We start from the raw sequence: 12,431 nt of genomic DNA, 5'->3' as shown, positions 1-12,431 counted from the left end.
CCCCCCCCCCGGCTCTTCGCCCTTGGGTGGTTTGTAGCAGCCTGCGCCTTGACTAACACGGCGGCATTCGGCCGGCCCCTGGCTCACCGCCACGGCCGGCCTTTCCGCGTTGCAAGCCCCCGCCGAGCGGCCGGCGCCGTTTGCCCTTACAATCTGGGCATGGAAAAAAGCTTATCGCACGCCCCGCAGGGCGCCCACGCGCGCCGCGCCTATCTCGGCGGGCTGCTGCTGGCCATTGGTGGCGCCGTGCTGTTCTCCACCAAGGCCGTGGTGGCCAAGCTGCTGTACCGTTACCACATCGACGCGGTCACCCTGATCGCCTTCCGCATGCTGTTCTCCCTGCCGGTGTTCGCCGCCGTCGCCATCTGGCAGATGCGCGTTGGGCCGCCGCTCAGCGTGTCCGACCGCTGGCGCCTGCTCGGCATGGGCCTGATCGGCTACTACCTGTCGAGCTATCTCGACTTCCTCGGCCTGCAGTACATCTCGGTGGGCCTGGAACGCCTGATCCTGTTCCTCACGCCGACCTTCGTGCTGCTGATGACCACCGTCTTCCTGCGCCGCCACATCAGCCGCAAGCAGTGGCTGGCGCTGCTGCTGTCCTACTGCGGCATCGTGCTGGTGTTCCTGCACGACCTGCGCGGCGGCGCCAGCAACGTGGCGCTCGGTTCGATGCTGGTGCTCGGCTCGGCCGCCTCGTACGCCGTCTACCTGCTGCTGTCGGGCGAGATGGTCAAGCGCCTCGGCGCGCTGCGCCTGGTGGCCTACGCCATGTGCGTCTCCAGCGCCGCCTGCATCGGCCAGTTCTTCCTGCTGCGCCCGGCCGCGCTGCTGATCCAGCCGGCGCCGGTGTACTGGCTGTCGCTGGTCAACGGCATCCTGTGCACGGTGATGCCGGTGTTCATGACCATGATCGCGGTGGCCCGCATCGGCGCCGGCACCGCCTCGCAGGCCGGCATGATCGGCCCGGTGTCGACCTTGTTCCTCGGCGCGCTGGTTCTCGGCGAGACCATCACGCCGTGGCAGTTGGCCGGCACCTCGCTGGTGTTGGCCGGGATCTACCAGTTATCCAAGAATAAATAGTTTATATCGTTTTATTTTCACCACCACCACGGAAGCCGCCATGACTACCCGCATCGCCCTGATCGCCCACGACAAGAAAAAAGACGACATGATCGCCCTGGCCGGCGAGCATCTCGATTTCCTGCGCGCTTGCAGCCTGACGGCCACCGGCACCACCGGCAGCCGCCTCGCCACGGAGCTGGGCCTGACGGTCGAGCGCAAGCATTCCGGCCCCTTCGGCGGCGACCTGCAGATCGGCTCGCTGCTGGTCGAAGGCCGCATCGACTGCGTGATCTTCCTGCGCGACCCGATGACGCCGCAGCCGCACGAGCCGGACATCAACGCCCTGGTGCGCGTCTGCGACGTGCACAACATCCCCTGCGCCACCAACGTGAGCTCGGCCCATCTGGTGCTGTCGCAGTTGCAGTGGCGCGCCGGCCAGGAGGCCGTCGCGCCGCTGTAAAACGCCTTAATTGTCGTTCCGAATCGGCGGTCCGCCGATGCGGAATGACGGTTTTTCGAGCTTCCCTTTGCCTGGCGGCGGCGCCGCCCGGCCATCTCGCCACATAGGAGTGAACATGACAAAAGTAGTCCGCATGAACCGCGTCGGCGGCCCCGAAGTGATGGAACTGGTCGAGGTGGCGCTGGGCGCGCCGGGACCGGGCGAGGCGCAGGTGCGCCACGCGGCCATCGGCCTCAACTACATCGACGTCTACTTCCGCAGCGGTCTGTATCCGCAGCCGCTGCCGGCCGGCCTGGGCCTGGAGGGCGCCGGCGTGGTCGAGGCGGTGGGCGAGGGCGTCAGCCACGTCAAGGTGGGCGACCGCGTCGCCTACGCCGGCCGGCCCAACGGCGCCTATGCGCAGGCGCGCAACATGCCGGCCGACGTGCTGCTGGTGCTGCCGGCCGCGATCGATTTCGAGACCGGCGCGGCGATGATGCTGCAGGGACTGACGGTGCAGTACCTGTTCCACCGCACGGTGGCGCTGAAGGCCGGCGACACGGTGTTGTTCCACGCCGCCGCCGGCGGGGTCGGCCTGATCGCCTGCCAGTGGGCCAAGGTGATGGGCGTGACCTTGATCGGCACGGTCGGCTCGGACGAGAAGGGCGCGCTGGCGCTGGCGCACGGCGCCAGCCACGTCATCAATTACAACCGGGAGAACTTCGTCGAGCGGGTGCGCGAACTCACCGGCGGCAAGGGCGTCTCGGTGGTCTACGACTCGATCGGCAAGGACACCTTCATCGGCTCGCTGGACTGTTTGGCGCCGTTGGGCATGATGGTCAGCTTCGGCAACGCCTCCGGGCCGGTGCCCGAGTTCAGCCTGCAGGAGCTGAACTCGCGCGGCTCGTTGTTCATCACCCGGCCTTCGCTGATGAGCTATATGGCCAAGCGCGAGGAGCTGGAAGCGTCGGCGGCGTCGCTGTTCGGCGTGGTGGCCAGCGGCGAAGTCAAGATCGAGGTGCGCCAGCGCTATAATCTGGACCAGGTGGCGCTCGCCCATACCGAACTGGAGGCGCGCAAGACCACCGGCTCGTCCATTTTGCTGCCTTGATCCATCCACCACAGAAGCCGCCATCGCCATGACCGACCGCATCGACAGCAGCACCTCATCCGCCAAGACGGCGGCGCCGGACGATGACGCGCCCAAGTTCGGCCGCCTGTTGATCGTGCTGGTGCTGGCGGTGGCGCTGATCGGCGCGATCACGCTGACGGCCGAGGCCTACTACTCCTAGGCCGCTGGCCCGGACAGGAAAAAACGCGCCGTGGCGCGTTTTTTTTGTTTCCTCACGGTGCCGGAGACACCGGCCAACCCCAGCGGCGAAGAGCCAGGGTCAGACCCCTCGGGGTCTGACCCTAGGTTGCGCCCTTGGGGTTGGTCGGCGTCCCAGCTAGCCATTGCCGGCCAAGGGCTTATGCCGCCGGTGCCGGTGTTGGTGCTGGCACCGGCGCACTGGCCGGCACCGCCGCGCCGCCGGCCTGCGGCTCGATTTTCAGATCGACCCGGCGCGGCACGCCGCTCTGGCCGGGGAAGCCGGTGAAGGCGCTCTGCACCAGCGCCGGCATGACGTGCGGCGTGGCCTGCACGCGGCTGGAGTTGGTCACGGTGACATCAAACAGTTTGCGGCCGTCGCTGCTGTTGATGGTCACGCGCAGCTGGCGCTCGTAGTTGTGCTTGACCACTTCCTCCACCTCATAGGCGCTGTAGCGCCACGGGTCGTAGTAGAACGGCCGGTAGCCGTAGCGGTGGAAGCCGTAGCGGCTGTACGGCCAGACCGGGCCGGCCCAGAAGGGATCGTTGGCCAGCAGCACGCGCACCGGCTGGTCGGTGGTGGAGAAGTGCATGCCGACGCGCAGGCCGGCGCGGCTGGGCTGGTCGGCCTGCTGGAAGCCCAGCTTGGCCATTTCGTTGCTCACCAGCACTTGATAGCTGCGGTATTCGAGGGTGTCCTCGGCCGCCGGCGCTGCCTCGAAGACGTAGGTTTTGTCTTGCGGTGCGGCCGGCCAGTCGTTGAAGGCGGTGACGTTGCTGCGGATGGTGGTGGCGCAACCGCTCAGCAGCAGGCTGGCGGCGGCCACCAGGATGGCCAGATATTTCATGATATTGCTCTCCGATCAGTGAAGATGATGGGGTGAAGCCTAGTTTACGACGATGCCGGGGCACTCGCGTGATTATTACAGAATGTTACGGCGGGCGGGAAACTAGCAACTTCGCGGCAACTTCGCGGCAACTTAGTGGCAATTCTGCGGCAACTGCGTGGCAACTGAGTGTCAATGCCAGCGCAATTTCGCTGGCACGCGGAATGGAAAACGCGCGTCGCCAGCCCTTGATGTTGGTAAAATAGCCCTTTGTCTTCGTCCCCCTCCCGAGCCCCTATGCGCACCGACAGCAGCCCTCAGACGATTTTCCGTAAAGACTACCTTCCGCCCAGCTACCTGGTCGACACCGTCGAGCTCGGTTTTGACCTCGACCCGGCCCGCACCATCGTCGCCAACCGTGTCACGCTGCGCCACAACCCGCTCAGCAAAAGCCGCGACATCGTGCTGCACGGCGAAGAGCTTGAGCTGGTCCAACTGCGGATGAACGGCAAGCCGCTGCAAGCCGGTCAATACGAGCTGAACGGCAACACGCTGACCATCCGCAAGGCCCCGCTGGCGGTGGTGCTGGAGATCGAGACGCTGACCGCGCCGGCCAAGAACACCACGCTGTCCGGCCTGTACGTCTCGAACGGTAATTTCTTCACCCAGTGCGAGGCCGAGGGCTTCCGCCGCATCACCTACTTCCCCGACCGTCCCGACGTGATGGCCAAGTACACCGTGATGCTGCGCGCCGACAAGGCGCTGTACCCGGTGCTGCTGTCGAACGGCAACCTGGTCGAGCAGGGCGAGCTGGACGACGGCCGCCACTACGCCAAGTGGGAAGACCCGTTCAAGAAGCCGTCCTACCTGTTCGCCCTGGTGGCGGCGCGCCTGGTCTGCCAGGAGGAGCGCTACACGCTGCAGTCGGGCCGCGAGGTGCTGCTGCAGGTGTGGGTCGAGGAGGGCAACCTCGACAAGACCGACTACGCCATGCAGTCGCTGAAGAACAGCATCCGCTGGGACGAGGAGCGCTTCGGCCTGGAGCTGGACCTGGACCGTTTCATGATCGTCGCCGTCGGCGACTTCAACATGGGCGCGATGGAGAACAAGGGCCTGAACATCTTCAACACCAAGTTCGTGCTGGCCAACCCGCGCGTCGCCACCGACGTCGACTACGCCGGCATCGAGGCGGTGGTCGGCCACGAGTACTTCCACAACTGGACCGGCAACCGCGTCACCTGCCGCGACTGGTTCCAGCTGTCGCTCAAGGAGGGCCTGACGGTGTTCCGCGACCAGGAGTTCAGCGCCGACATGATCGGCACCGACAGCGGCCGCGCCGTCACCCGCATCGACCAGGTGCGTACCCTGCGCCAGGCCCAGTTCCCCGAGGACGCCGGCCCGATGGCGCACCCGGTGCGGCCCGACTCCTTCGTCGAGATCAACAACTTCTACACCGTGACGATCTATGAAAAGGGCGCCGAGGTGGTGCGCATGTACCAGACCCTGGTCGGCCGCGACGGCTTCCGCAAGGGCATGGACCTATACTTCGCCCGCCACGACGGCCAGGCCGTCGAATGCGACGACTTCCGCGCCGCCATGGCCGACGCCAACGGCCGCGACCTGAGCCAGTTCGAGCGCTGGTACAGCCAGGCCGGCACGCCGGTGGTGCGCGCCGAGACGCGCTACGACGCCGCCGCCAAGACCTTCGACATCACGCTGCGCCAGCACTGCGCCGCCTCGGCCGACCAGCAGCAGCTGCCCTTCCACATCCCGGTGGCGGTCGGCCTGCTGGGCGCCGACGGGCGCGACCTGCCGCTGAAGACCGACGCCCAGGACCGCCAGGGCCATGCCACCGTGGTGCTGGAGTTGCGCCGCGAGGAGCAGACCTTCCGCTTCCACGACATCGCCGAGCGGCCGACGCCGTCGATCCTGCGCGACTTCTCCGCCCCGGTGGTGCTGGAGTACGACTACAGCGACGCCGAGCTGCTGCACCTGTTCAGCCACGACAGCGACCCGGTCAACCGCTGGGAGGCCGGCCAGCGCCTGGCCATGGCGCGCCTGCTCAAGCTGACCGCCGCCGTCGCCGCCGGCGCGCCGCTGACCCTGGACGACACCTTCATCGCCGCCCAGCGCGCGCTGCTGGTCGACGACTCGCTCGACCCGGCCTTCCGCGAGCTGGCGCTGATCCTGCCGTCCGAGACCATCATCGCCGAGCGGATGGCGGTGGTCGAGCCGCAGGCCATCCACACGGCGCGCCAGTTCATGCGCCGCACCCTGGCCGCCGCGCTCAAGCCCGAGCTGCTGGCGCAGTACCACGCCAACCAGACGCCGGGCGCCTACAGCCCGGACGCCCTGTCGGCCGGCAAGCGCGCGCTGAAGAACCTGGCCCTGGCCTACCTGCTGATCGCGCCGCGGGAGGCCGAGCTGGCGCTGGCGCGGCGGCAGTTCGCCGAGGCCGGCAACATGACCGACCGCGCCGCCGCGCTGGTCGCGCTGATCCACAGCGGCAGCGACGCCGGCGCCCACCTGCACAGCTTCTACCAGGACTTCGAGCAGGAGGCGCTGGTGGTCGACAAGTGGTTCGCCATGCAGGCGGCCGCGCCGGGCACCGACGTGGCCGCCGTGCGCCAACTGATGGAGCACCCGGCCTTCACGCTGAAAAACCCCAACCGGGCGCGCAGCCTGATCTTCAATTTCACCAACGGCAACCCGTCGCAGTTCCACGCCGCCGACGGCAGCGCCTACGAGTTCTGGGCCGAGCACGTCATCAAGCTCGACGCCCTGAACCCGCAGGTGGCGGCCCGTTTGGCGCGCAGCATGGACCGCTGGCGCCGCTACACGCCGGCCTTGCAGGCGCACATGCAGCGCGCGCTGGAGCGCGTGGCGGCGCATGCCCGCCTGTCCAACGACGTGCTGGAAGTGGTCAGCAAGGCGCTGGCCGGCGCCCAGTAAGGTAAACTACGTCCATTCAGCAACCCCATTCACCCAAGGGAATACATGAAACGCATCAGCCTCACGCAATATCTGGTCGAAGAACAACGCACCAACAACACGATCCCGGCCGAACTGCGCCTGTTGATCGAGGTGGTCGCGCGCGCCTGCAAAACCATCAGCCACTCGGTGGCCAAGGGCGCGCTGGGCGACGTGCTCGGCAGCACCGAAACGGAAAACATCCAGGGCGAAGTGCAGAAAAAGCTGGACGTGATCTCCAACGAGATCCTGCTTGAGGCCAACGAGTGGGGCGGCCACCTGGCGGCGATGGCGTCGGAAGAGATGGAATCGATCCATCCGATCCCGAACCGCTATCCAAAAGGCGAATACATGCTGTTGTTCGACCCATTGGACGGCTCCTCCAACATCGACGTCAACGTCTCGATCGGCACCATCTTCTCGGTGCTGAAGGCGCCGGACGGCATGGGCCAGCCGACCGAGGCCGACTTCATGCAGGCCGGCACCAAGCAGGTCGCCGCCGGCTACGCCGTGTACGGCCCGCAGACCATGCTGGTGCTGACCACCGGCAACGGCGTCAACTGCTTCACGCTGGACCGCGAGATGGGCTCTTGGGTGCTGACCCAGCGCGACATCAAGATTCCGGCCACCACCAAGGAATTCGCCATCAACATGTCGAACATGCGCCACTGGCACGAGCCGGTCAAACGCTATGTCGACGAGCTGCTGGCCGGCGAGGCAGGTCCGCGCGGCACCAATTTCAACATGCGCTGGATCGCCTCGATGGTGGCCGACGTGCACCGCATCCTGAACCGCGGCGGCATCTTCATGTACCCGGCCGACACGCGCGACACCAGCATGCCGGGCAAGCTGCGCCTGATGTACGAGGCCAACCCGATGGCCTTCATCGTCGAGCAGGCCGGCGGCGCCGCCACCGACGGCGTCAACCGCATCATGGACATCGAGCCGCACAAGCTGCACCAGCGCGTGCCGGTGTTCCTCGGCTCGCGCGACGAGGTGGCGCTGGTGACGGGCTACCACACGGCTTGAGGCAAGCCCGGCTGCGTCCGAATGCAATGACATTTTGTCAGCTTGGCGAAAAATAATTGCATCCAGACTAGCCAGTTTTGCGATTTGTTTGTTAGAATATGCGACTTCGCCGCTTTAGCTCAGTTGGTAGAGCAGTTCATTCGTAATGAAAAGGTCGCCAGTTCGATTCCGGCAAGCGGCACCAGGAATTTGCAGTAGGATCAAAGGGTTACATGCTTCGGCGTGTAGCCCTTTTGTCTTTTCTGGGGGCAGTCGTTACGCGACAACGACGGTGGTTTGGCCCGGAGTGTGCCGACCGTTTTTCTTTACCACGATGTCCACATCGCATCCGAGACGGGTCAGGCACTCGATCATCTTGGCTTGGCTAATGCCGCGGAATTTTCCGCGCAGCAGATCGGAGAGTTTGGGCTGTGGCATGGCGAGTAGTTCGGCGGCACGTTGCTGCGTCAAGTGCCGGCTCTTGATGATCTGCGCGATCTCGTGCGCCAGTCCCGCTTTCACCAGCATGTCGTCGGCATCCGGCCGGCCCAGGTCGGCATAGGGGTTGCCGCTGCCTTCTTCTATGGCGATATCGTCGATGGTCGTGGTCGTATTCATGTTGAGCGATACTTCTCCAGTGCGGCTACCGCCTTTAGGCGGTGGGTAATCAAATCCATGCCCGGTTTGGGTGTGGAGATGCCCAGAGTGCATCGTGTGATTGCCTGCAATGGGCGCACCTACAACCGCACTGCCCCCCGCGCAACGCCCAATGATGCAGCGATGGGCTGCCTACTTGAAACGCGATGAAATAACAGCTTCATGATTGCGTTACAAGTGGATTTTCCGCAGCGGCGCAAAGGGAGAACTATATTTGAGCAACATATGGAGATGTGCTATTGTAATGTTTGGCCTATAAACAGATTTTTTGTCATGATTCGTGACAAGTATGAATAATGTCGCTAAGTATTGCCTTAATGTTCGCCCAGTTGTCCTGGAATGACGCGCTTTGCGTAAGAGTGTTTATAGGCCATCCACTTTCCAATGGATTAATGATTTATGTCGAAATTGAAGGATTTGAAGAACGCTAAATCATTAACTGATCTCGCAAAATTGCTTGGATTTAAGCCGAAAGCTTTAGCCTATATTTTGTACGTTATGCCGAAGGAATTGCGCTATGCAGAATTTGAAATTCCAAAGCGAACAGGTGGCTTGAGGAAAATTAGCGCACCTTGTAGTAAGTTAAAAAAACTTCAAAAAAATCTTTCAGATTTGCTGTTGATATGTTGCGATGAATTGCATTCGCAAAGAGAAAGTCAGCATAATAGGAAAATATATTCTGCCATTTCCCACGGATTCGTGAGAAAAAAATCAATAATTACCAATGCGGCAAATCATAGAAGCCGTCGATACGTTTTTAACTTGGATTTGAATGATTTTTTTGGGACTATTACATTTCCACGCATACGTGGATTTTTCATTGAAAACAAAAATTTCAATCTTGATCCTACTGTAGCTACGTTAATTGCGCAGATTGCGTGTAATAATGATGCTCTGCCTCAAGGATCTCCTTCCTCGCCTGTTATTTCCAATTTACTAGCACATATACTGGATATTCGAATTGTTGCGTTGGTATCGAAAGTTGGTTGCACTTATTCTCGATATGCAGACGATTTAACTTTTTCCACCAATAAAAATAATTTCCCTGAGGAACTTGCCAAGTTCGATGATGTTGAAAAGCTGTGGTCAGAGGGGGAAGTTTTAAGAAATATTGTGAATTCTTCCGGCTATAAAATAAATTCATCTAAAACTAGAATGCAGGAAAAACGGTCACGACAGGAAGTTACTGGATTGATTGTGAACTCCAAGGTCAATTCTCGCGTAGAGTATCGTAAGAGTGTCCGTGCGATGGCTTACAGCTTGTTTGAAACTGGGAAATTTCATCGCAATATCTCTAGGCTAAATGACGAAGGGAAGATAATTGTAATTAAAGAACTTGGGAAAATGTCTGAGTTGAATGGCATGTTGAATTTTGTTGACATGTTATCTGATTACAATAGAGGGAAAGATAGAACGTCTTCAGTGGGTAATGAGCACTTGAGAAAAGAACCAAGAAAGATGGTTCAATTGAATACTAATGAGAGAATTTATAGAGATTTTCTGTTCTATAAATATTTTTATTCATCGGATACTCCAACAATTATCTGTGAGGGGAAAACAGATTATGTTTATTTGCAATGTGCGATTAGGAAGTTACATCAAAAATTCCCAATGCTGGCAGGTGTTAATGCGTCAGGGAAGATCGAATTTAAAATTAAATTTTTTAGATTTTCAGCATTGACTTCAAAATTATTTGGCCTATCCGGTGGAGCGACCCAGCTTAAGCAGTTCATAATAGATTATGACGATGCATGTTCTCGCTTTAAGGCTGCTGGATTGAATAAGCCAGTGATTGTCGTCTTAGATAATGATGCAGAGGCCAAGCCAATTTATTCATTAATTAAAAATTACTTAAACATCAATGTTGATGGCAGTGAATTGTTCTATGAATATAAAAGAAATTTATATATCGTCGCGACACCGCTATTGCCTGGTTTGAAGGAAACGATGATAGAAAATTGTTTTTCCACTGATGTTACAGAAAAAATCCTAAGCGGGAAAAAATTTAGCTGGGCAAATGACTACAAAAAAGATGAAACTTACGGGAAAAAATACTTGGCGGAGTATGTGGTAAAAAAGAGCGCGATACAATAAATTTTGATGGATTCATTCCATTGCTTAATAGGATAGAAGCGGCTTTGGATAGTTATAAAGTTTAGCGATCGCCATATTTTTCTACAGAGTTATTGGGGAGCTTGCGGTCTATTGTGTACTAGAAAAATATTCAAGATTCCGCTGCGAGTAGTTGAATAATGCCGTCGAGGACGGTGCGTAGCGGCTCAAGCAGTTCAGGTTCTGCATCGCTTGTGCGCACGATCCAACTTGCAAAAGGTAGCTTGAAATTGGAGTCAGTCGACAGGAAGTAGTATTGCATGGAGTCAGCCCTTTGCGACAAGTATGGCTGCACCTTCTCGAAAATTTCAGGCAATAAAATATCGGCATATGGAGTAACGGTCAGCTTAAAGCTATTATCTGCTTCGGCCCTCATCTTGACTTCCGGCGAAAATAAATTCTCTAAGCACCCTGGCCATCTATTTGCAGGTACTTGTATCGCATTCATCAATTCAGAGAATGCTGGGCTGAATGGTAAGCGGCACCACCGGACCTTGTTTGAATTATGGATATGCCACCGCCCTCCAGGGGCCAGTTTTGAAGTTGTGTTTAATGAACGCCCCTCGACATCATTGTCGACAAGAGCGAAGACGTGCCTGTCGTGTGAAAGACGATTAAGAACCGGTCCATCTTTCGATAAGCTTTCCATTTTTGTTGTGCCGCCAGCCGATTCGAAGCGGACAGGAATTGGTGTGCCGATCAATACTTCCCATGCTTTCGTTAAAATAATTGCGTCACTCTCGCCTTCAACGAACACTATCGGCACAGTTCGAGCTGCAATGTCTTGGGCCAACGCCACATGTGCTGCTTCATATTGCTCAATTTTCACATGCGCCTCTCGAAGATAGGCGCTTATCACTGGTAGGTGGGGCGTTTCGCCCATCAACTCTCCCGGAAGTTCTGACCCGAAATCGATCTGCCTCACCATAGATGTAAGTCGTCCGTCGCGCTCTTCTGAACGAGAAACAAAGTAGCGACTAACATCCGTTCCTTCGAGGGAGAAAAATGCAGGGCTGTGACTTGTTAGAAATATTTGCTTGTTGGACGACTGAGAGAATTCCTGGAATCGTTCGGCCTCTTTGATCGTATTGGCAAGTTCTAGTGAATTTTCAGGTTCTTCAAATCCCCAGACGTGATAGTCCTCAGCGCCATGATCGGAAAGAAACGCAAGGATTTGTGGAATATGCTGTACCTGAATTCCATCGCCACGTTGTAGGGTCAAACTATAGGCATCACCGCCTTCAGTTTTTGTCTCGAAATCCAGAGACCTAAATAGGTCTGTTAAATCGGTGGGCGTCGAGACAACACTGTCTATCCCCAATCCATTTAGCAGCCCTTGACTCAACTGGGCCGTGCGTTCGCCTAATGTTTGGGCGAAACCGGCAAGGGACTCAGCGAATTCGGTATGGGATGAGATCACGTTATAGATCTCGGCCTGCAAATTTTCAAATATCTTTCTGTCTTTGATGGCTGGGATATAATGAAAACGCACCTTATTGAGAAATCGAGTGAGGTACTGTTGCAGGCGGGGATCGGTTATGGATGAGGTAAATTGTGGTGTTTCTTGCGTCGTAACGCTCCACTGTTTTTTCACCCAAAACGTCGTGCCGAGGGATGCCTGCCAGCTTCTCGGGGTAGTGAACCAGATTTTAACGTACACAAATTTTCTAATGCCTTCGGCTTGCTGGGCTTCAGCGAGCCGCGCGTGGCAAATATCTCGGTCGAACCTAAAACGCTGACCAGGGTTTGTCTGGTTGTCAAAAAACAAATTCAATGCGCGCAAAACGTTACTCTTACCTGAGTCGTTTCTTCCAAATATGATATTGATATCTGAACAATTGCTTAATTGAAACTTGTATATGGAGCGGAAATAGGCGACTTCGACATTGGCAATGAGGTTCATTTGTTTTTTCGACGGGTATTGGTCTGTGGTGCAACGATTCTACTCTTTACTTGTTTAGATTCGTGTGATTATGCACCTTTCCGTAGCTGGCCCCTCTTCAAGGCACGGCACGTTTTGAGTACACTTATCCATCCCAACGATTCG

The 12,431-nt window shown here is 58.0% G+C and carries 10 protein-coding genes and 1 tRNA gene; 8 read left to right on the top strand and 3 right to left on the bottom strand.

The annotated features are described in order from the left end of the window. The first annotated feature begins 159 nt into the window (after positions 1-159). From H7U20_RS24145 to H7U20_RS24130, 4 genes are all read left to right on the top strand, one after another. Positions 160-1,080 carry a DMT family transporter gene (locus tag H7U20_RS24145; protein ID WP_199761691.1) on the top strand — a complete coding sequence of 307 codons (921 nt, stop codon included), beginning with the start codon at positions 160-162 and terminating at the stop codon, positions 1,078-1,080. 40 nt (positions 1,081-1,120) lie between these two features. Then, positions 1,121-1,522 (top strand): methylglyoxal synthase, encoded by a 402-nt coding sequence (locus tag H7U20_RS24140; protein WP_199761690.1) that lies wholly within the window; start codon positions 1,121-1,123, stop codon positions 1,520-1,522. Positions 1,523-1,637: 115 nt separating this feature from the next. Beyond that, positions 1,638-2,612, top strand: coding sequence for a quinone oxidoreductase family protein (locus H7U20_RS24135; RefSeq protein WP_199761689.1), 975 nt, complete (start codon positions 1,638-1,640; stop codon positions 2,610-2,612). A 28-nt stretch (positions 2,613-2,640) separates the two neighbouring features. Then, the gene (locus H7U20_RS24130) at positions 2,641-2,793 is read left to right on the top strand and encodes a hypothetical protein (protein WP_199761745.1); all 153 of its coding nucleotides are present in this window, start codon (positions 2,641-2,643) and stop codon (positions 2,791-2,793) included. Between the two features lie 178 nt (positions 2,794-2,971). Here the strand turns inward: H7U20_RS24130 and H7U20_RS24125 are convergent, their stop codons facing one another. Next, a complete protein-coding gene (locus H7U20_RS24125) occupies positions 2,972-3,658 on the bottom strand; it encodes a DUF4136 domain-containing protein (protein ID WP_199761688.1) in 687 nt (228 codons plus the stop codon). Between the two features lie 276 nt (positions 3,659-3,934). On the opposite strand from H7U20_RS24125, the gene pepN reads away from it, so the two are divergent. The 3 genes from pepN (at position 3,935) to H7U20_RS24110 (ending at position 7,820) form a co-directional block, all read left to right on the top strand. Continuing rightward, the gene (gene pepN / locus H7U20_RS24120) at positions 3,935-6,589 is read left to right on the top strand and encodes an aminopeptidase N (RefSeq protein ID WP_199761687.1); all 2,655 of its coding nucleotides are present in this window, start codon (positions 3,935-3,937) and stop codon (positions 6,587-6,589) included. Between the two features lie 45 nt (positions 6,590-6,634). Next, the gene (locus H7U20_RS24115; RefSeq protein ID WP_199761686.1) at positions 6,635-7,636 is read left to right on the top strand and encodes a class 1 fructose-bisphosphatase; all 1,002 of its coding nucleotides are present in this window, start codon (positions 6,635-6,637) and stop codon (positions 7,634-7,636) included. Positions 7,637-7,744: 108 nt separating this feature from the next. Beyond that, a tRNA-Thr gene (locus H7U20_RS24110) sits at positions 7,745-7,820 on the top strand. 71 nt (positions 7,821-7,891) lie between these two features. On the opposite strand, the gene H7U20_RS24105 is transcribed toward H7U20_RS24110, so the two are convergent. Next, a complete protein-coding gene (locus H7U20_RS24105; RefSeq protein ID WP_199761685.1) occupies positions 7,892-8,233 on the bottom strand; it encodes a helix-turn-helix domain-containing protein in 342 nt (113 codons plus the stop codon). 438 nt (positions 8,234-8,671) lie between these two features. Between H7U20_RS24105 and H7U20_RS24100 the strand changes: the two genes are divergently transcribed. Further along, entirely contained in the window at positions 8,672-10,366 is a 1,695-nt protein-coding gene (locus H7U20_RS24100; protein ID WP_199761684.1) for a retron Ec67 family RNA-directed DNA polymerase/endonuclease, read from the top strand. Between the two features lie 130 nt (positions 10,367-10,496). On the opposite strand, the gene H7U20_RS24095 is transcribed toward H7U20_RS24100, so the two are convergent. Then, a complete protein-coding gene (locus H7U20_RS24095; RefSeq protein WP_199761683.1) occupies positions 10,497-12,287 on the bottom strand; it encodes an ATP-dependent nuclease in 1,791 nt (596 codons plus the stop codon). Between the last annotated feature and the right edge of the window lie 144 nt (positions 12,288-12,431).

The organism is Rugamonas violacea (genome assembly GCF_016461825.1).
Classification (GTDB): Bacteria; Pseudomonadota; Gammaproteobacteria; order Burkholderiales; family Burkholderiaceae_D; genus Rugamonas.
This window is presented reverse-complemented; position numbering and strand designations above follow the sequence as displayed.